Below are 18,526 nucleotides of genomic sequence, written 5' to 3'. Positions count from 1 at the left end.
CGCCGCCGAACTATTATTGAAAAGGCCCACACCTTACGGTGTGGGCCTTTTTGCGTTTCACGACGGCTGTACCAGCTTGGTGTCGTACGCCAGGATCACCGCCTGAATGCGGTCACGGGAGCCGGTCTTCGCGAGGATCCGGCCCACGTGCGTTTTCACCGTCGACTCGGCCAGGTGCAGGCGCGTGGCTATCTCCGTGTTCGTCCAGCCCTTGCCGATGACCGTGAGGATTTCGCGTTCCCGGTCGGTGAGGGAAGCGAGGCGTGGGTCCTCCTCGGGCGAGGTTTCCGTAGCCGGATCGGTCGGCAGGTGGTGGACGTAGGCGTCGAGGAGGCGGCGGGTGAGGCTGGGGGCCACGACGGCGTCGCCGGTGGCGACCGCGCGGATGCCGGCGAGGAGTTCCTCGGGTTGGGCGTCCTTGACGAGGAAGCCTGAGGCTCCGGCGCGGAGGCCGGCGTAGGCGTACTCGTCCAGGTCGAAGGTGGTGACGATCAGGATGCGGGTGCGGTCGCCGGCGGCGGTGATGCGGCGGGTCGCCTCGATGCCGTCCAGGCCGGGCATGCGGATGTCCATGAGGACGACGTCGGGGTGGAGCTCCGCCGCCATGCGGACCGCTTCGCTGCCGTTCGCCGCCTCGCCCACGACCGTCATGTCGTCCTGGCTCTCCAGGAGCATGCGGGAGCCGAAACGCTGAAGGGGCTGGTCGTCGGCGATCAGGACCGTGGTCACTGCGGGTTTTCCTCCGGGAGGTGTAGGCGGACGCGCCAGCCCTGCTCGGGGTGCGGGCGGGGGCCGGCCTCAAGTGTGCCGCCGTACAGGGCGGTTCGCTCGCGCATTCCGGGAAGGCCACGACCGCCTGGGGCCGGGCCGTCGGTTCGGCTGCCGGTGCCCGTGTCCGTGATTGTCACTGTCACCGCTGCCTTGTCCGCGTAGGACAGTTCTATCTGGGCGGTGGCGTCGGGGCCGGCGTGTTTGAGGGTGTTGGTGAGGGCTTCCTGGATGACGCGGTAGACCGTGAGCTGGCGGCCCGGGGGGAGGGTGGGGTTGCCGTGGGTGGTGGTGTGGACGGGGAGGCCTGCGGATCGGACGCCGTCGAGGAGGTGGTCGAGGTCCGCGAGGCCGGGTTGGGGGGTCAGGTCGGCCTGGTTCTGTTCGTCCTCCCGCATGACGTCCAGGACGCGGCGGAGTTCGGTGAGGGCCTGGCGGCTGGTGGTGGCGATGGCGTCGAGGGCCTGGGCGGCGCGTTCGGGGGACTTGGCGGCCGCGTATCTGCCGCCGTCGGCGAGGCCGGTGATGACGGAGAGGTTGTGGCCGATGATGTCGTGCATCTCGCGGGCGATGCGGGCGCGTTCGGCGGCGGTGGCGAGCTGGGCCTGCTGGTCGCGTTCGGTCTCCAGTCGGCGGGCGCGGTCCTCCAGGGCCTCGGTGTAGTTGCGGCGGGTGCGCACCGTGATGCCGATGAGGGCGGCCACGGTGATGGACATCAGCTGGGATCCGACCTGCTGGTCCCAGGTGCCCTCACCGTGGCGGGCGACCGACACCAGGACGGGGGCGATCACCAGGGCTGTCGCCCACCACAGGTTGCGCAGGGCCCGGCGCAGGGCGATGTGGTAGACGACGGCGAGCTGGAGCAGGGCCGCCTGGAGGGCCGCGCCGGTCCAGGCGTTGACGAGGGCGAAGGGGGCCATGGCGACGAGGACGGCCCTGGGGTGGGTGCGTCGCCAGAGGAGGGGGACCGAGAAGCCGAGGGTCAGGGTGAGGAGCAGCCAGCCCGGGACGTCGAGATTGTGGGCGATGTTGCGCCAGCCGCCACCGACGTAGTCGATCAGGGCCGCGGTCACCCAGAAACCGGTGATGTGCAGGTCCCACAGCAGGGGGTGGCGTCGGTCGAAGGCGCGCACCCGGCGGGTGAGGCGGTGGGCGTACTCGGTGAGGGGCTCCGGCGCCCGGTCTTCCGTCACGGGGTCCATCGTGCGGGTTTCCGATGCCTCGTGTCAGACGTCTCGGCGTCGTAGGACCGCAGCGGCCAGTGTGAGGGTCGCCGTCGTCCACAGGATCATGGCGAGGAGGGCGGTGCCCGGGGAGGCCGTGCCGGGCAGGGGCTGGGCGGTGGTGAGGGTCTCCAGGGCCTTGCCGGGGAAGTAGCGGACGGCGTCGTCGACGATCTCGTACGGGAGCATGGCCAGGACCTCCGGGACGATCATGATGAGGCCGATGAAGACGCCGATGGCCATCGGGACCGAGCGGACGAGGGCGCCGATGCCGAGGGCGAGGACGGCGAGCAGGGTGAGGCCGGCCGCGTTGCCGACGAGGGCGCGCAGGACGCCGGGATCCCCGAGGGAGGCCGCCTGGTCGGTGCCGGAGAGGAAGGACTGGGCGAGGGGGAAGGTGATCAGGTTCGTCAGCAGGGTGAGGGGGAAGGCGATCGCGGCCAGGACGGCTGCCTTGGACCACAGGACGGGCAGGCGGCGTGGGACGGCGGTCATCGTGGCGCGGATCTGGCCCGTGGAGTACTCGCCGGCCGTGGCGAGGACGCCCAGCACGCCGAGGTTGATCGTGGCGAACTGGGTGCCGAGGAGGATGAAGAGGACCGTGTCCATCCCGCCCTCGTCGCTGCCGTCGTAGGCGGCGGCCAGGCCCGCGCCCATGGCGACGGTGAGGGCGCTGGTGGCGATGAGGGTGATCCAGGTGGAGCGCAGGGTCCGGAGCTTGTGCCACTCGGAGCGCAGGACGCGGGCCGGGGTCACGCGGTAGGGGAGGGTCGCCGTGGTCATGCTGCCGCTCCTTCGAGGGTCGCCGTGTACTCGACCGCGTCGCGGGTGAGGTCCATGAAGGCCTCTTCCAGGGAGGCGGCGTTGGGGGTCAGTTCGTAGACGGGGATGCCGTGGGCGGCTGCCGTGCGGCCGATGTGTTCGGCGTCCGTGCCGCGGACCTGGAGGGTGCCGGGGGTGTCGGTGGTGATGTCGACGCCGGGGGCGGCGAGGAGGCGTACGAGGTCGGAGGACTGCGGGGTGACGACCTTGACGGTGCCGGCGCCCGAGTCGCGTACGAAGTCGGTGACCGTGGTGTCGGCGAGGAGCCGGCCGCGGCCGATGATGACCAGGTGCTCGGCGGTGAGGGCCATCTCGCTCATCAGGTGGGAGGAGACGAGGACGGTGCGGCCCTCGGCGGCGAGGGACTTGAGGAGGTTGCGGATCCACAGCACGCCCTCCGGGTCGAGACCGTTGACCGGCTCGTCGAGGATGAGCGTGGCCGGGTCGCCGAGCAGGGCGGCGGCGATGCCGAGGCGTTGGCCCATGCCGAGGGAGAAGCCCTTGACGCGGCGGTGGGCCACCTCGGTCAGGCCGGTGAGGCCGAGGACCTGTTCGACCCGTGCCCGGGGGATGCCGTGGGTGAGGGCGAGGGCGCGCAGGTGGTGGTAGGCCGTGCGGCCGGGGTGGACGGAGCGGGCCTCCAGCAGGGCGCCGACCTCCGTGAGGGGCGCGGGGTGGGCGGCGTAGGAGCGTCCGCCCACGGTCGCGTGTCCCCGGGTGGGGGCGTCGAGGCCGAGGAGCATGCGCATCGTCGTGGACTTGCCGGCGCCGTTCGGGCCGAGGAAGCCGGTGACGGTGCCGGGGCGGACGGTGAAGGACAGGTCCGTGACGACCGTCCGGTCGCCGTAGCGTTTGGTCAGTTCGTGTGCCGTCAGCATGCTTCGATGCTCGTGCGTGCGGGGGCGGCGGGCGTCGGACCGGCGGTGGTAATCGGGGTGAGGCGTGTCGTACCCGGGTACTACCGTTGCCGGCATGAGCTATGTGATCCGGTCCGTCCGTGCTGATGAGTGGCCTGCGGCGAAGGAGCTGCGGCTCGCGGCGCTGCGGGATCCGGTGGCGCACCTGGCCTTCCTGGAGACGTACGAGGAGGCCGCGGCCAGGCCGGACTCCTTCTGGCGGGAGCGGACGGCCGGTGCCGCCGAAGGGGCGGACCGGGCGCAGCAGATCATCGCCGAGGGGCCGGACGGGCGGTGGGTGGGGACGCTGACCGTGCTCGTGGAGGAGCCCGGGACGACGGACTGGGCCGGGTTTCCCGTGGAGCGGAAGCAGGGGCATGTCGTCGGCGTGTTCGTGCGGCCCGAGGAGCGCGGGAGTGGGCTCACCGAGGTGCTGTTCGACGCGGCCCTGGAGTGGGCGTGGGGGCGGGGGCTGGAGCGGGTGCGGCTCATCGTGCACGAGGAGAACGGGCGGGCGCAGCGGTTCTACCGCCGGGCCGGGTTCCTGCCGAGCGGGTTGGCCGTGCCGCTCGGGGACTCGGGGGAGCGGGAGTTGGAGTTCGTGCTCGAGCGAAGCTCCGTGGGGGTGCCCTTCTCAGACCGGTAGTTCGTCGTGCGGCCAGCGGGCGCGGCCCTGTTCGCGGGAGCGGAGCAGGGCCAGGGTCGGCATGCCCCGGTCCGCTCCGGTGGCCAGCAGCTCCGGGAGCTGGGGAAGCGGGGCCACGGCGGCGACGTCGTCCAGGACGAGCGTGAATGGTGGGTCGAGGCGACCGGAGGATGACCGTTCGGCCATGCGCCGGCCGCGCTCGACCACGCTGGAGACGAGGGCCGTCAGGAGGGGCATCGCGCCCGGCTTCGTCCTGGGGTCCTCGATGGATTCACCCACCACATAAAGCGTGCCCCCTTCATGGACGAAGGAATCCAGGGCGAGGGCATCATTTCGGTTGGGAGTGCAAGCCTCGCGGATATTGACCGTGGAGAGGGCCGCGAGGGCACGGGTCGTCAGCTGCTGGGCCATGTCCCGGCGTTCGGGGTGGGCGGTGAGGGCGCCTTCGAGTTCGCCCGCGGAGCCGGGGGCGGCCTTGGGGTTGGTACGGAGGATGCGTACGGCGTCCTGGATCTGGGTGCCCTGGGACCAGCGGTGGACGTGGCGGATGGTGCGGCCGTCGATGGCGGCGGCGTGCAGGTAGCTCCGCAGGAGTGTCTCGGCGGTGTCGCCGAGGGCCTGGTCGAGTTTGGCGGTGGGGCGGACGGGGGTGAGGAGGGCGGTGGCTCGTTGGGTTGCCGTCGCCTTGTCCTCGCAGCCGGCTGTGGGGGACCAGTGGAGGCGGGCCGGGGTGGAGCAGAGGTGGGTGGGGTCGTAGAGGTGGGTGGGGCCCAGTTTGGCCCGGGCGTCCTTGGTCTCCTGCCAGAGGGCGGGGTTCGAGGTGACGATGAGGGCTGGGCCCTCCGCGTCGCGTACCGCCTGGGTGGCGGTCGTCTGGCGGGTCTCCCTCGGGGCTACGAGGATTCTTTCCCACCCGTTCACCCGGTCCTGCCCGAACAGGGGGGCCGGGGTCGTGGGCGCGGCCGCCGCGTCGGGGGCCGCGCGGCGGGGGGTGGGGACGTCGTGCTGCGTCGGCGCGGGGGTGCTGTGGTGCGTCGGTGCGCTGGCCGTGTGCGGCGGCGGTGGCGTCTGTACGTCGTGTGGTGAGGGCGTGGGCGCCGTGTACTGCGTCGGCGTCGGCGTGCCGTGTGGGGGCGAGGCCGGGGTCGGTACGCCGTGTTGGGCCGGTGCCGGCGTCGGTGCGCCGGGCTGGGGCGATGTCGGTGTCCCGTGCTGCCCCGTCGCCGGCACCTCGTGCTGCGTCGGCCCTCCCTCGTACGCAACCCTCGCCGCACCCGGAGGTGCCGCAGATGCCGCCCGCTCCGCACGGCGCCTCGCCCGGACCGCCCGCCATCTGGCCAGCGTGCCCATCACGAACACCGCCAGGACGATCAGGATCATCAGCTGGCCGATGAACAGGCCCCAGAACAGGCCGTAGCCCGAGAGTTCGCCGGGGGGTGTGTCGGGCCAGGCGCCGGGGATGTCGTGGGGCTGGGCGATGAGGCCGCGCATGGCGAGGGGCGTGCGGGTGAAGGTGACGCCGGACGGCCAGGAGCCGTGGGCGAACAGGGCGGCGAGGCCGGTGGCCGTCCACACCAGCAGGGTCATGCCGAGGAGGAACGCGAGTATGCCGACCAGCAGGCCGTCGGGGATGCCTCCCTGGCTCTCGCGCTGGATGCGGCGGTCGTCCGGTCTCACGCGTCCTCCCCCTACGCCACCGTCGATTCGGAGTCACCCAGGTGGTGTTCCACGAAGGCCGCCGCGCGTTCCTCCGCCTCGAGTTCGGCGGCGCGCAGGGCGTCGTCCTCGAGGTCGGCGGAGGACTCGGTCATCGCGCGGTCGGTGAACACCAGGGGGCGTTCGGTCTCCGTGACCAGGTGTTTGACGACCTGGACGTTGCCGTTGACGTCCCAGACGGCGATGCCGGGGGTGAGGGTCGGGATGATCTCGACCGCCCAGCGGGGCAGGCCGAGGACCCGGCCCGTGGCCCTCGCCTCGTCGGCCTTCTGGGCGTAGATCGTCCGCGTCGAGGCCATCTTCAGGATCGCCGCCGCCTCCTTCGCCGCCGCGCCGTCCACCACGTCGGACAGGTGGTGGACGACCGCCACGAACGACAGGCCCAGTCGCCGGCCGAACTTCAGCAGGCGCTGGAAGAGCTGGGCCACGAAGGGGCTGTTGATGATGTGCCAGGCCTCCTCGACCAGGAAGATGCGCTTCTTCCGGTCGGGGCGGATCCAGGTGTGCTCCAGCCACACGCCGACGATCGCCATGAGGATGGGCATGGCGATGGAGTTGCGGTCGATGTGGGACAGGTCGAAGACGATGAGCGGGGCGTCCAGGTCGATGCCGACCGTCGTCGGGCCGTCGAACATGCCGCGCAGGTCACCGTCGACCAGGCGGTCCAGGACCAGGGCCACGTCCAGGCCCCAGGCCCGTACGTCGTCTATGGCGACGTTCATCGCCTCGGCCGACTCGGGCTCGGGGTGGCGCAGCTGCTCGACGATGTCGGTGAGGACCGGCTGGCGGTCGACGATGGTCTCGTTGACGTAGGCGTGCGCGACCTTCAGGGCGAAGCCGGAGCGTTCGTCCAGGCCGTGGCCCATCGCGACCTCGATGATCGTGCGGAGCAGCGCGAGCTGGCCCGTCGTCGTGATCGCGGGGTCGAGCGGGTTGAGGCGGATCCCCATGTCCAGGGCCGCCATCGGGTCCAGGCGGATGGGAGTTATCCCCAGCTCCTGGGCGATGAGGTTCCATTCACCCACCCCGTCCTCGCCCTGGGCGTCCAGCACGACGACCTGACGGTCGCGGAAGCGGAGCTGGCGCAGGACGTACGTCTTCTCCAGCGCCGACTTGCCGTTGCCGGACTCGCCGAGGACCAGCCAGTGGGGTGCGGGGAGCTGCTGGCCGTACAGCTGGAAGGGGTCGTAGATGTAGCCCTTCCCGGAGTACACCTCGCGGCCGATGATGACGCCGGAGTCGCCGAGGCCGGGGGCGGCGGTCGGGAGGTAGACCGCCTGGGCCTGGCCCGTGGACGTGCGCACCGGGAGCCGGGTCGTCTCGACCTTCCCGAAGAGGAAGGACGTGAAGGCGTCGGTGAGGACGGACAGCGGGTCCCGCATCAGGTCCTACCTCCGAATGCCGGTGGCGAAGGGAAGGGTGTTCACGAAGGCGCGGTGGTGCTCGCGGTCGCACCATTCCAGCTTGAGGTACGACTTTCCTGCCGAGGCCCTTATCGTGCGCTTGTCGCGGGCGAGCGCGTCGGGGGAACGCGAGGAGACGGTGATGTAGCCGACGAGGTTCACACCGGCGGCGCCGCTGGCGAGGTCCTCGCCGCGCTGGTCGAGCCGGGAGTGGGCGGCGACGTCACGCGGGTCGACGGTGCGGTTCATCTTGGCGGCGCGGGACGCCTCGGCCTCGTCGTTGGTCTTCTCCGTGAGCATGCGCTCGATGGCGACCTCGGTGGGTTCGAGGTCCATGGTGACGGCGACCGTGCGGATGACGTCCGGGGTGTGGACGAGCAGCGGGGCGAGGAAGTTGACGCCGACGGGGGTCATCGGCCACTCCTTCACCCAGGCGGTGGCGTGGCACCAGGGGGCGCGGGTGGAGGACTCGCGGGTCTTGGCCTGGAGGTAGGTGGGCTCCATGGCGTCCAGCTCGGCCGGCCAGGCATTACGTTTCGTCATCGCCTGGATGTGGTCGATCGGGTGGTCCGGGTCGTACATGGAGTGGATCAGCGAGGACAGCCTGCTCTGGCCGAGCGGCTGCCGTACGCGGATGTCGGCCTCCTGGAGGCGCGAGCAGATGTCGGTCAGCTCGCGGGCCATGACGACGGCGAGTCCGGCGTCCCGGTCGACCTTGCCGCCGTGGGCGCGGGCGGCCCGGGCCATGGCGTTCGCCTCGGCGGCGAGGTCGCGGGTGTAGTGCATGCAGGCGACGAGGTAGGCGCGGTGCTGCTCGCTGCTGGTGGACACCATCGACTGGAGCTGGTCGTAGGACTGCTGCAGCCACGGCGGTGCCTTGTCGTCGCCGCGGACGGCGACGTCCTTGGCGTGGGCGTCCGGGTCGGCGGGGAGGGTGCGGGCGAGCATCTGCAGGCGGGTGACGAAGCCGTCGCCGTTGGCCACGTGCTTGAGCAGCGTGCCGAAGCGGTCGACGAGGGCCTCCTGGTCCTCGCTGTCGCGCAGGCCGACGCCGGGGCCCTCGATCTCGATGGCGGCGGTGACGGTCTTGCGGTCGGCGTGTAGCAGGACGGCGATCTCGTCGGGGCCGAAGGGGGCGGACAGCCAGGTGATCCGGCCGATTCCCGGGGGTGGGCCGATCTCGACCTCCCGGCCGTCGAGCCGGGTGCCGGCCTCGATGACGGCGGAGCGGTAGGTGGCGCCCTGCTTCAGGGTCCGCTTGTAGCTGCGGTTGATCTCGAACCACTTGTAGAAGGTGCGGTGCTTGTACGGCACGTACACGGCGGCCAGCGCCAGCATCGGGAACCCGGCGAGCAGCACGATGCGCAGGGACAGCACGGGGACGAGGAGCCCGCACATCATGCCGAGGAACGCGCCCACGACGATCAGGGCGATCTCGCCGGTCTCGCGGTTGCGGCCGATGATCGCGTTCGGCCGGGCGCGGCCGATCAGATACGTACGGCGGGGCGTGACCGGATGGGACACGTGGGACTCGGTCGTCAACGCCCTTCACCTCCCGTGCGATTGGTACTGCTGTTGCGGGTGTTGCTGGCGTGGGGAGTGTTGACGGGGCTGCCCGAACGGGGTGCGGGTGCGGCGGAGGGGACAGATCCGCCGCCGCCGTTCGAGGGGCGCGAGCTGTGCGCGGCGACTCCGCCGGAGGCGGGGTTGCTGGGGCGGGGGGCGGAGGACTGGCTGCCTCCGCCGTTGTTGTCGGCGCGGGAGCTGTGGGTCTTGATGCCCTGCGCGACCAGGGTCGCGGGGGAGCTGATGACCGCGGCGGCCTTGCTCTCCGCGCCCTGCATGAGGCGGTTGTTGCGGGAGCCGGCGATCTCGTCGCCGAAGCCGGGGACGAAGCGGTAGATCATCGCGCTGGCGAAGATGGCGAGCAGGATGATGGCGAGGCCGGAGACGACGGCGGAGAAGGCGTCGGGGCCGTCGTCGGCGGAGAGCGCGCCGGCGAGGCCGAGCACGATCACGATCACGGGCTTCACCAGGATCACGGCGATCATGATCCCCGCCCAGCGGCGGACGTGGCCCCACAGGTTCTTGTCGACGAGGCCGGCGTAGACGACGGTGCCGAGGAGTGCGCCGACGTAGAGGAGCGCCGCGCGGATGACGAGCTCCAGCCACAGCACTCCGGCGGCGAGGATGCTGACCAGGGAGACGACGATCAGCATGATCGGGCCGCCGCCGATGTCCTCGCCCTTGTTGAGGGCCTCGGAGAACGTGCCGAAGAAGGCGTCGGTCTGGTCGCCGGTGGCTTTGGCGAGGACCTCGGTGATGCCGTCCGTCGCGGAGACGACGGTGTAGAGGATCAGCGGGGTGAAGGCGGAGGCGAGCACGGTCAGCCAGAGGAACCCGATGGCCTCGGACAGGGCGGTGGTGAGGGGCACGCCGCGGACGGCTCGCTTGGCGACGGCCAGGAGCCAGAGCAGGAGCGTGAGGATCGTCGACGCGGCGAAGACGACGGCGTACTGCTGGAGGAACTTGGGGTTCGTGAAGTCGACGTTCGCCGTCTCCTTCACGGCGTCGCTGAGCTTGTCGACGGTCCAGGAGGCGGCGTCGGCACAGCCCTTGGCGAGCGAGGAGAGGGGGTCGAGGGTGGAGGTGGGGTCTAGGCGGGGTGCGGAACCGCCCCCTCCGCCGGCGCCGCCACCTTCCTCGCAGTACTTCCTGGCAGGCGGAGCGATCAGCGAACAGTCGCTGCTCTCGCTCGGTGTCGGCGAGGGTGTGGGCGCTGCCAGGGCTCGTGCGGCGAACATTAGGGCGGACGCCTGTGCGGCGGCCACGAAGCCGACGAGCCTGAGCACGCGGTGCGAGCTACCGGGCATACGTGAAGCCTCCGTACTCCTCGACGGCCTTCGCCATCTCCTCGGCGCTGGAGGCCCTGTCATCGCCGGGAACGGGCGTCGGGCCGTCCTTCTGAGAGTGCGTCACGATTTTCCAGTCGCCGTTGGCCCACTCGAGTTGCATCGTGATGGTGAACCAACTGCTCGTGACCGGAGTCGTGGAATTCTCGCCCGCAAGGCCAAGGAGACCGCTGCACCAGACCTCGACGGTCGCGCTGCTGGCGGAATACTCAGTGACCTTGGTGCCGATCGGGCTCGTTCGGGACACGAACGTGAAGCCCGCGGGCGCTGAGCCGTCCTCGTTGAGGCCGATGTTCTTGTTGAACTCCGGTGTGTAGGCCTTGTCCAGTCTCGCTTCGAAGTCGGCCACCCGGGAGGGAGCGATGATGGCCCGCAGGACGGCGTCACGCCTTGCCTTGTCGAACATGTCGGCCGAGCCCAGTGCAACGGCGTAGTTGGCCGCCGCGCTCTCCACTCCCTGCTGGTCTTGCGCGAACCCCGATGGAGTGCCGCCGGTCTTCGACTGCACCGGCCGTTTTCCCGAAGGCGCCGTCGCCGCTGCCTCCGGTTTGTCGGCGCTGCCCGCGGACGAGGGTTCGCCTCCGCCCCGGTTCGCGAAGGCGATCGCGGCGATGAGGAGGACCACTACGCCGACCACCGTGACCAGGCTGCGGGACGACGAGCGGGGGCGGCGGGGGGTGCCGTAGGGGTCGGCTCCGGTGTCGGGCAGGCGGGTGCGGGTCTGGCCCGTGCCGCCGTAACCGCCGGAGGCCTCGTGCTCGTCACCGAGACTCATGCCGCGTACGCCCCCTCGACGTCGTACCGCTCGTACTCCTCGTACGACGGTAGCCGTGCTGGTTCCCGCGCGGGCGCGGTGTGGTGACTCGACATCAGGGAAACGCAACCTTCGCCGGTGGGCACGACGGGCGGGTGGGATGGAGGGGGAGCCGGGCGTGCCCGGCCGGGGCGGGTGGGGCCCGGCCTACACGGCCATGCCGTACACGATGGTGAAGAGCGTGCCGAGCGAGCCGATGATGAAGACTCCGGTGAGGCCCGCGATGATGAGGCCCTTGCCCTGCTCCGCGCTGAAGGTGTCCCGCAGGGCGGTGGCACCGATGCGCTGCTTGGCGGCGCCCCAGATGGCGATGCCGAGGCAGAGCAGGATGGCCACCGCCATCACGACCTCGATCATCACCTTGGCCTCGTTGCCCAGGCTGCCGAAGGGGCCCCAGTCCGGAGCGATCCCGCCGATGATCGTGTTGATGTCTCCCTTATCGGCCGCAAAGAGCATGTAAGTCACCGCCCCTGTTGGGTAGTTCCGCATCCTCTGCGGTCGTGCAGAGGTCAGGCCTCATTCTCGCCGACAATGACGCTGTCGTATGTCGACTTGGCGTCATTGATTGGCGGGTTTCGTACGAATACCTTGCCACTGTTCCGTGCCGGCCCCTAAGGGAGGGGACGGACGGTGCACGAAGGATCGTATAGTCACTCTGTGTATCACGGCAGTTCACGCCGGGCAATGAGGCCTGAGTGGAACCTGTCGTGTGGTTCCGTCGTTGTGCCCTTTTGCGACCTGCGTCACCTTCCGGACCGTTCCTGACGGTCGGTCGGGTGAGGGATCGTCCCGGTGTTCTCCGGGTGAAGGCTACCTGGCGCGGCGAACGGGCCGCGGCTGGGTTGCCGCGGCCCGTTCGTCCCACCGGTGACGGTCCGTCACGAGAGGGAGGGTCAGCCGGTGAAGGCGCCGACTCCGTTCGGGGTGCCCCAGCCGGTCGGGCCGTCATAGCCCGTTCGGGCGGTGCAGAAGTAGCTGGTGGCGCAGGTGCCGTTGGTCCCGCTGGTGACGTCGTTCAGGGCGGAGGTCTTCGCGTAGGGGAACCTCGCCGGGTAGGAGCCGCTGGAGGGGGTGCCCGCGAGGGCGTAGACGCTCGCGATGATCGGGGCGGAGGCGCTGGTGCCGCCGTAGGTGGCCCAGCCCTGGCCGTCGGCGCCGTAGGTGTCGTAGACGGAGACTCCGGTCGCCGGGTCGGCCACGGCCGAGACGTCGGCGATCATGCGCTTGGCGCAGCCGGTGTCGGTCTGCCAGGCGGGCTTGGCGTCGTAGGCGGAGCAGCCGGAGCCGGTGCCTTCGGTGCTGCTGGTCCGCCAGACGCTCTCGGTCCAGCCGCGGGTGGTGGAGGAGGTGGTGAGCCTGGTGCCGCCGACGGCCGTGACGTACTTGGAGGCCGCCGGGTACTCGGCGCCGTAGCCCCCGTCGCCCGCGCTGACGGTGATGGCGACGCCCGGGTGGTTGAAGTAGGCGGAGTCGTACGTCGCGTCGGAGGAGGATTCGCCGCCGCCGTAGCTGTTGGAGACGTACTTGGCGCCCAGGCTGACGGCCTCGTTGACGGCGGTGCCCAGGTTTGCCATGGAGGCGGACTTGGCCTCGACGAGGAGGATGTGGCAGTTCGGGCAGAGCGCACTGGCCATGTCGAGGTCGAGGGATATCTCGCCGGCCCAGCCGCTGTCGGCGGTGGGGAGGGCGGTGGTGGAGCCGGTCTGGCTCACCTTCTTGAAGCAGCCGCCGGCAGTGGTGCAGGCGGGCAGGCCGTAGTGCGAGCGGTAGGCGGCGAGGTCGGACTCGGCATTGGGGTCGTCGTAGGCGTCGACGATGGCGATGGTGCGGCCGGTGCCGTTGCTCGCGGCGGCGGAGGTCAGGCCGTAGGCGGCCCGGAGGTCGGAGGGGCCGTAGCCGGAGGGGGAGGAGGCCTCGGCGGCCCCGGGTGAGATGCCGTGCTGCTGCTGGAAGGCGGTGCGGCCGCCCGTGACGCGCAGGGCGTTGCAGGCCATCTCGTCCTTGTGGCGGGGGAGCGCGCAGGAGCGGGTCCAGGTGACCCGGGAGGTGCTCGCCCGGGCGGTGTCGGCGTGGGCGGCGGTGGTGAGGCCGGTGAGGAGGAGTGCGGCGGTGGCGGTGACGGCGGCGCCTGTGCGGCGCCATCTGCGGCGGCCGGCGGGAGAGTTGTGCGGTGTCGTGCGCAAGGTACAGCCTCCTGGCAGTGGTGGACAGAGGCCTGCGGGTGGGGGATCCGCCGGTACGGTTCCCGGCGGGGGCGGCGACCCGCGACGACGATCGCTTGTTGAGTACGCGACAACAAGACGGGTTTCGGAATCCTGACTTCCGCCTTACTGAAGCGGGTGCGGGGCTTACCGATCGGTGACGGGCCGATGGCCGCGGGATGGGCGCGGCTTGACCCAAGGGGCCGGGATCCAGGGGTGCTTGGGGTCGGCGGCAACGTTTTTCTCACCTTCGTCGGACACAGTGGCCCCGATGAAGCGCGTCCTGTCCCTCGCCGTGGTCCTTGTCGCCCTCACCTCCGCGTCCACCGCGGTGGCCGACGACGGGGCCGGGCCCCTCGGTGTGACCGTCACCGCGGGGGCGGTCGCGGGGAGCGCGCGGGTCGGGGTGCTCGTCCCGGCCGGCCGGGCGGCCCACCCGGCCGGTGCCCACTTCTGCACCGCGTCCGTGGTGCGGGCGCCGTACCGGAATCTCGTCGTCACCGCGGCGCACTGCCTGGACGGGCGTGGGGAGCTCGTGTTCGTGCCCGGGTACCGGAACGGCCGTGCGCCCTACGGGGTGTGGAAGGTGAAGCGACGGTTCCTGCCCCATGGGTGGGTCGAGGGGCGGCGGGAGGACAGTGACGTGGCGTTCGCCGTGGTCGCGCCGCGGGGCGGGAAGGGAGTCGAGGACGTCGTCGGTGGTTACCGGTTCGCCACCGGTACGGCGACGGGGGCGACGGCCGTGACCCTCACCGGATACCCCGACTCCCGCGAGACGCCCGTCAGCTGCACCAACAAGCCGACCGTGCACAGCCCCACCCAGCAGCGCATCGTGTGCCCTGGATTCACCGGCGGCACCAGCGGGAGTCCCTGGGTGAACGGCGACGGGCAGGTCGTTGGGGTCCTCGGCGGCCATGACGACGGCGGGACGACCCCCGACGTGTCCTACAGCGTGGTGCTCCGCGCGGAGGCGGAGCGGCTGTACCGGGAGGCGGCGGGTGACCCGTGACGGGGCCGTGCGCCGGTTGCCCCCGGTGTGCCGCCCCGTGCTGTCGGCTGTTCCCCTTTCCGCCCCGACTCTCCTCCCCGTGATCATTCCGGCCTTCGGCGGCCCCCTCTACACTGACCAGGCGACGGACTCCTGGCCGGCGAGGGGCGGTTGACGGTGCGTAAGGCATGGATCGTGGCGACTGTTGCGATCAGCTCCGCCCTGGCCTTCGTGATGCTGCTCGTCGTCGGGGTCTACATCGTCGCCGGAAACCTGGTCAACGGGGTCGGCGGTGGGGCGAAGGCGCTGGCCAAGGGGTCGGTGCCCGCCGCGTACTCGGCCCTCGTGCAGAAGTGGGGCAATCTCTGCCCCGCCATCAGCCCGGCCCTGCTCGCCGCCCAGCTCTACCAGGAGAGCGGCTTCAACCCCAGGGCACAGAGCCACGCCGCCGCGCAGGGGATAGCGCAGTTCATCCCCGGCACCTGGGCCTCCCACGGCATCGACGGCGACGGCGACGGCGACCGTGACGTGTGGGACCCGAAGGACGCGATTCCCTCCGCCGCCTCGTACGACTGCGAACTCGCGTCGTACGTGAAGAAGGTTGGCGGGAATCTGACCGAAAACATGCTGGCTGCATACAACGCGGGGGCGTACGCGGTGATCAAGTACGGGGGCGTGCCGCCGTACACCGAGACCCGGAACTACGTGAAGCGGATCACGACGCTCTCGGAGAGCTTCGCGGCGCCCGTCGGGCGGGTCGACCCCTCCGAGCAGGCCGCCGGCGCCATCGAGTACGCGCAGAAGAAACTCGGCACGCCCTACCTCTGGGGCGGCACCGGCACCGCTGAGCAGGGCGGACGCTTCGACTGCTCGGGATTGACCCAGGCCGCCTACGAGACCGTCGGCATCAAGCTGCCGCGCGTCGCCAACGACCAGTACAACGCCGGGCCGCACCCCGCGCGGGACGAACTGCTCCCCGGAGACCTCGTGTTCTTCTCGGACGACCTCACCAATTCGCGTGCCATCCGGCATGTCGGCATTTATGTCGGAGGTGGGTACATGATCGACGCGCCGCGAACGGGTGCGGTGATCCGGTTCGACCCGATCGACACCCCCGACTACTTCGGGGCCACCCGGGTCACCGAAGATGGCGCGAAAGCACTGCCGACGACGGTGTGAGCCGTGCGTGAACCCACCCCCTGAGCTGCAAAGACGTGTCTCTCTTCGATAACGTCTGCGTGATCATTCGGTGGAGTGTGGAACGTATCGACGGGGACCATGCGTTCCTGGTGACGTAGCCGAGCAGACGTAAGTCGGCACGTGTCACGGACGCGTGCAGCGGAAGCGGATCTACAACCACGGGGGTGGCAGGAGCGGCGCACACTCAGGTGCGCCGGGAGAGACGACGAAGGGGCCGCAGCATCATGGCTGGACTCGCCGAATCCGGGTCGAACCCCGACGTCGACCTGCTCTATGACATCAATGGCCTGGCCAAGGACGCGCCGCCGTGGTTCGACCGGGTCATGGAGTTCGTCGGCGAGTACGGGTTGTTGTTCGCCATCGTCCTGCTCGTGCTCTGGTGCTGGTGGTCCGTGCGGCGCCGGGGCGAGGAGGACGCGGCGTCCTCCGTCGCGGCGCTGGTCTGGGCGCCGCTCGCGGCGGGTATCGCCGTGCTGGTCAACGTGCCGATACGGGGGTTCGTGGAGCGGCCCCGGCCGTTCCTCGACCATCAAGGGCTCGAGGTGCTCGTCGCCGGCAAGACCGACTACTCGTTCGTGAGCGACCACGCGACGATCGTCATGGCGATGGCGGTCGGACTGTTCGTGGCGAACCGGAAGTTCGGGCTGGTCGCATTGGTGCTGGCCGTGTTCGGCGGGTTCATTCGCGTCTACATGGGTGTGCACTACCCGACGGACGTCGTGGGTGGGTTCGCGCTGGGGACGGCTGTGGCACTGCTGTTGTCCCCGGTGGCGATGGCGCTGTTGACGCCCGTCACGCGGGCGATCGAGCGGTCGCCTCGGGTGGGGTGGCTGGTGCGGGCTCGTGGGCGCGGGGGCGTCGGTGACGGGTCGGACACGGTGGTTCCTGGGACGCGGAGTGAGCGGGCCGGGGCCGGGGCGTCCGAGCGGGACCTCGCTGCGTAGTTCTCGGCGGTTGTGCGGGAGCGGGGTGCCTCCCCGGGGCTCTCGGCTTCGCTCGAGCAGGGGGGACCCCCAACGCCCACCCGGCCGCCCGACTGCCCGCAGCTAGGTCAGAGCGCCTGCGGGTACGTGAAGAAGCGCGTGGGGTCGTATTGCTTCTTCAGTTTCTTCAGGCGGGCCGCCGCGTCGCCGTAGTACGCCTCGCGCCAGTTGGTGAGGGTCGGGTCCGTGTAGTTCTGGTAGGCCGCGCCTGAGGCGTACGGGCGCATGGACTTGTGGGCGGAGGCCAGCCAGTCCCGGGCCGTGGCGCCCGTCGTGCCCGGGCGCCAGGCGGCGATGTACTGGGCCAGCATCCGGGAGCGGCGGTGGACGAAGGCCGTGGACGTCGGGGAGACACGGTTCACCGCTCCGCCGAGGGCCGTGAGGGCGATGCTGCCCGTGCCACCGCGTACCGACCTGATCTGGGACAGCAGCGTGCGGATACCGGCCGCCGAGAGGGAGCGGTCGAAGAAGTCGGACGCCGCGGCGTACGTCTCGCGGCCCAGCGCGCCCTTCGGGGAACGGCCCGGGGTCGAGCCGGGCAGATGGCACTGGGCGTCCGTCGGGAACGAGGAGCAGCCGGCGTACACCTCCATCGACTCCTCGTACGAGCGGCGCCGCAGGGAGACGCTGCTCGCCGATGCGCCGACGCGGTCGGCGAGGCGGTCGACCGCGTTCTGGAGCTCGCCGTAGGTGCCGAGGGAGAAGGCCGCGACGGAGACGGTCGGGTTGCCGCCGGCGGCGTTCGCCAGGTGGAGGGACGACCAGATCTCGTCCGGCTGCGCGGGGCCCCACTCCTGCCAGGCCTTCACCACCGCGGCCGCCTTCGACCCCGGCCAGGACAGGTACGCCGAGACGCCCTGCGGGGCCGGGTGGGTCGTGAAGTGCAGTTCCGTCACGACGCCGAAGTTGCCGTTCCCTGCGCCGCGCAGGGCCCAGAAGAGGTCCTTGTGCTCGCGGGCGCCCGCGGTGAGCTGCTTGCCGTCCGCGGTGATCAGGGTGGCCTGGGTGAGGCTGTCGCAGGTCAGGCCGTAGGCGCGGGAGACCACGCCGTGTCCGCCGCCGAGGGTGAGGCCGGAGACGCCGACGGTGGGGCAGGAGCCGGCGGGGATCGTCACGCCCTTCGCGGCGAGCGCGCGGTAGACGTCGATGAGTTTGGCGCCGGCGCCGATCACCGCGGTGTTGCCGGAGGCCCGGACGCGGTTGAGTTTGGAGACGTCGATGATCAGGCGCCCGTCGCCGGAGGACCAGCCGGCGTAGGAGTGGCCGCCGTTGCGGATCGCCACGCGCAGGGCGTGGCTGCGGGCGTAGGCCAGGGCGGTGCGGATGTCGTCCGGGTGGGACACGTACGCGACCGCGGCGGGCTTGAGGGTGTCGAAACGGGTGTTGTAGAGCTGCCGGGCCGTCTTCCAGTCGGCGTCGCCCGGGCGGACGAGGGGGCCGTCGAGGTCGCGCGCGAGGGCGGACCAGTTGGCGGCGGTGGTTTTCGTGGCGCTGGTTCTGGCGGTGGCCGTGGTCCTGGAGCGGGTGTCCGGTGTCGTGCAGGCGGCGGTGAGCGGGGTTGCGGTCGCGGCGATGCCCGCCGTGCCGACTGCGAGGAATGTACGCCGTTCCATGGGGCCTCCCGGTGGTTCCGTCGTGGGAGACGGGGTGGCGAGGGTGAGGGTTCCATGCGGACCCCGTCGCCCCGGTGAGACGACCGGGTCAGCCGACCCGGTGGTTCTCCGCGTCCGTGCGCGCCATGCTTCTCGCCCTTCTGGCCGGCCCGCGCCAGCCGCAGGTGCAGTGGGCCATGCAGAAGCGGCCCTTGTCCTGTGTCGTCGTGCGGTGTTCCGGGAGGTTGGGGGGAGGTTCCAGCCCGTCCTGCTGCGCCACGGCGACCACGTTACCCAGCGCGGGTAAAGGCTTCGTATACCGACTCCCGCGGGCTCGCGTGACGGGCTCACATACCGGTCGT

Annotated in this window: 17 protein-coding genes; 4 read left to right on the top strand and 13 right to left on the bottom strand. The window is 70.9% G+C overall.

Features of this window, described 5'->3' with window-relative positions; all coding sequences use genetic code 11:
* Positions 1-57 precede the first annotated feature (57 nt).
* Genes GTY47_RS12465 through GTY47_RS12450 form a run of 4 tightly spaced genes read right to left on the bottom strand, consistent with a single transcriptional unit; the run spans position 58 to position 3,691 of the window.
* Positions 58-729: a response regulator transcription factor gene (locus GTY47_RS12465; protein ID WP_010036324.1), complete on the bottom strand. Its 672-nt coding sequence runs from the start codon at positions 727-729 to the stop codon at positions 58-60.
* Positions 726-1,970, bottom strand: coding sequence for a histidine kinase (locus tag GTY47_RS12460; RefSeq protein ID WP_029180934.1), 1,245 nt, complete (start codon positions 1,968-1,970; stop codon positions 726-728). Before GTY47_RS12460 ends, GTY47_RS12465 begins: the two co-directional genes overlap by 4 nt.
* Positions 1,971-1,994: 24 nt before the next feature.
* The gene (locus GTY47_RS12455) at positions 1,995-2,774 is read right to left on the bottom strand and encodes an ABC transporter permease (protein ID WP_010036318.1); all 780 of its coding nucleotides are present in this window, start codon (positions 2,772-2,774) and stop codon (positions 1,995-1,997) included.
* A complete protein-coding gene (locus GTY47_RS12450; protein WP_010036315.1) occupies positions 2,771-3,691 on the bottom strand; it encodes an ABC transporter ATP-binding protein in 921 nt (306 codons plus the stop codon). The genes GTY47_RS12455 and GTY47_RS12450 overlap by 4 nt, the downstream gene beginning before the upstream one ends.
* A gap of 94 nt (positions 3,692-3,785) precedes the next feature.
* On the opposite strand from GTY47_RS12450, the gene GTY47_RS12445 reads away from it, so the two are divergent.
* Positions 3,786-4,355 (top strand): GNAT family N-acetyltransferase, encoded by a 570-nt coding sequence (locus GTY47_RS12445; protein ID WP_040902682.1) that lies wholly within the window; start codon positions 3,786-3,788, stop codon positions 4,353-4,355.
* On the opposite strand, the gene GTY47_RS12440 is transcribed toward GTY47_RS12445, so the two are convergent.
* From GTY47_RS12440 to GTY47_RS12410, 7 genes are all read right to left on the bottom strand, one after another.
* Complete coding sequence (locus tag GTY47_RS12440) at positions 4,344-6,032, bottom strand: type IV secretory system conjugative DNA transfer family protein (RefSeq protein WP_010036310.1); 1,689 nt, start codon at positions 6,030-6,032, stop codon at positions 4,344-4,346. The genes GTY47_RS12445 and GTY47_RS12440 overlap by 12 nt on opposite strands.
* A gap of 11 nt (positions 6,033-6,043) precedes the next feature.
* Positions 6,044-7,453, bottom strand: coding sequence for an ATP-binding protein (locus GTY47_RS12435; RefSeq protein ID WP_010036307.1), 1,410 nt, complete (start codon positions 7,451-7,453; stop codon positions 6,044-6,046).
* Between the two features lie 6 nt (positions 7,454-7,459).
* Positions 7,460-9,016, bottom strand: a complete 1,557-nt coding sequence (locus GTY47_RS12430; protein ID WP_010036304.1) for an SCO6880 family protein — start codon at positions 9,014-9,016, stop codon at positions 7,460-7,462.
* Positions 9,013-10,347 (bottom strand): hypothetical protein, encoded by a 1,335-nt coding sequence (locus tag GTY47_RS12425; RefSeq protein WP_010036303.1) that lies wholly within the window; start codon positions 10,345-10,347, stop codon positions 9,013-9,015. The genes GTY47_RS12430 and GTY47_RS12425 overlap by 4 nt, the downstream gene beginning before the upstream one ends.
* Entirely contained in the window at positions 10,337-11,161 is an 825-nt protein-coding gene (locus tag GTY47_RS12420; RefSeq protein WP_010036301.1) for a hypothetical protein, read from the bottom strand. The genes GTY47_RS12425 and GTY47_RS12420 overlap by 11 nt, the downstream gene beginning before the upstream one ends.
* Before the next feature lie 186 nt (positions 11,162-11,347).
* Positions 11,348-11,656 (bottom strand): hypothetical protein, encoded by a 309-nt coding sequence (locus tag GTY47_RS12415; protein ID WP_003991275.1) that lies wholly within the window; start codon positions 11,654-11,656, stop codon positions 11,348-11,350.
* A 437-nt stretch (positions 11,657-12,093) separates the two neighbouring features.
* The gene (locus GTY47_RS12410; protein ID WP_010036298.1) at positions 12,094-13,383 is read right to left on the bottom strand and encodes a S53 family peptidase; all 1,290 of its coding nucleotides are present in this window, start codon (positions 13,381-13,383) and stop codon (positions 12,094-12,096) included.
* Between the two features lie 289 nt (positions 13,384-13,672).
* On the opposite strand from GTY47_RS12410, the gene GTY47_RS12405 reads away from it, so the two are divergent.
* The 3 genes from GTY47_RS12405 to GTY47_RS12395 all read left to right on the top strand — a co-directional run bounded on the left by GTY47_RS12405 (position 13,673) and on the right by GTY47_RS12395 (position 16,533).
* On the top strand, positions 13,673-14,410 hold the full coding sequence (locus GTY47_RS12405) for a trypsin-like peptidase domain-containing protein (RefSeq protein ID WP_010036297.1): 738 nt from the start codon (positions 13,673-13,675) through the stop codon (positions 14,408-14,410).
* A 150-nt stretch (positions 14,411-14,560) separates the two neighbouring features.
* On the top strand, positions 14,561-15,568 hold the full coding sequence (locus GTY47_RS12400) for an NlpC/P60 family protein (RefSeq protein ID WP_029180933.1): 1,008 nt from the start codon (positions 14,561-14,563) through the stop codon (positions 15,566-15,568).
* A gap of 245 nt (positions 15,569-15,813) precedes the next feature.
* Positions 15,814-16,533 carry a phosphatase PAP2 family protein gene (locus tag GTY47_RS12395; RefSeq protein ID WP_010036294.1) on the top strand — a complete coding sequence of 240 codons (720 nt, stop codon included), beginning with the start codon at positions 15,814-15,816 and terminating at the stop codon, positions 16,531-16,533.
* A 107-nt stretch (positions 16,534-16,640) separates the two neighbouring features.
* Here GTY47_RS12395 and GTY47_RS12390 read toward each other — a convergent pair whose 3' ends face one another.
* Together GTY47_RS12390 and GTY47_RS40195 are read right to left on the bottom strand one after the other, a co-directional pair.
* Entirely contained in the window at positions 16,641-18,185 is a 1,545-nt protein-coding gene (locus GTY47_RS12390; protein WP_010036293.1) for an FAD-binding oxidoreductase, read from the bottom strand.
* Positions 18,186-18,273: 88 nt separating this feature from the next.
* Positions 18,274-18,444 carry a hypothetical protein gene (locus GTY47_RS40195; protein WP_158688393.1) on the bottom strand — a complete coding sequence of 57 codons (171 nt, stop codon included), beginning with the start codon at positions 18,442-18,444 and terminating at the stop codon, positions 18,274-18,276.
* Positions 18,445-18,526: the final 82 nt, after the last annotated feature.

It is taken from the genome of Streptomyces sp. SID5464 (assembly GCF_009862985.1).
GTDB classification, from domain to species: domain Bacteria; phylum Actinomycetota; class Actinomycetes; order Streptomycetales; family Streptomycetaceae; genus Streptomyces; species Streptomyces chartreusis_D.
Note: the sequence above shows the minus strand (reverse complement) of the source record. Positions and strands in the feature narration are given on the sequence as shown.

Excerpts from the sequence above, each read along its gene's own strand:
- GTY47_RS12450 (WP_010036315.1), bottom strand. The coding sequence starts at position 3,691 with ATGCTGACGGCACACGAACTGACCAAACGCTACGGCGACCGGACGGTC.
- GTY47_RS12405 (WP_010036297.1), top strand. The coding sequence starts at position 13,673 with ATGAAGCGCGTCCTGTCCCTCGCCGTGGTCCTTGTCGCCCTCACCTCC.
- GTY47_RS12445 (WP_040902682.1), top strand. The coding sequence starts at position 3,786 with ATGAGCTATGTGATCCGGTCCGTCCGTGCTGATGAGTGGCCTGCGGCG.
- GTY47_RS12420 (WP_010036301.1), bottom strand. The coding sequence starts at position 11,161 with ATGAGTCTCGGTGACGAGCACGAGGCCTCCGGCGGTTACGGCGGCACG.
- GTY47_RS12390 (WP_010036293.1), bottom strand. The coding sequence starts at position 18,185 with ATGGAACGGCGTACATTCCTCGCAGTCGGCACGGCGGGCATCGCCGCG.
- GTY47_RS12395 (WP_010036294.1), top strand. The coding sequence starts at position 15,814 with ATGGCTGGACTCGCCGAATCCGGGTCGAACCCCGACGTCGACCTGCTC.
- GTY47_RS12425 (WP_010036303.1), bottom strand. The coding sequence starts at position 10,347 with ATGCCCGGTAGCTCGCACCGCGTGCTCAGGCTCGTCGGCTTCGTGGCC.
- GTY47_RS12460 (WP_029180934.1), bottom strand. The coding sequence starts at position 1,970 with ATGGACCCCGTGACGGAAGACCGGGCGCCGGAGCCCCTCACCGAGTAC.
- GTY47_RS12435 (WP_010036307.1), bottom strand. The coding sequence starts at position 7,453 with ATGCGGGACCCGCTGTCCGTCCTCACCGACGCCTTCACGTCCTTCCTC.
- GTY47_RS12415 (WP_003991275.1), bottom strand. The coding sequence starts at position 11,656 with ATGCTCTTTGCGGCCGATAAGGGAGACATCAACACGATCATCGGCGGG.
- GTY47_RS12455 (WP_010036318.1), bottom strand. The coding sequence starts at position 2,774 with ATGACCACGGCGACCCTCCCCTACCGCGTGACCCCGGCCCGCGTCCTG.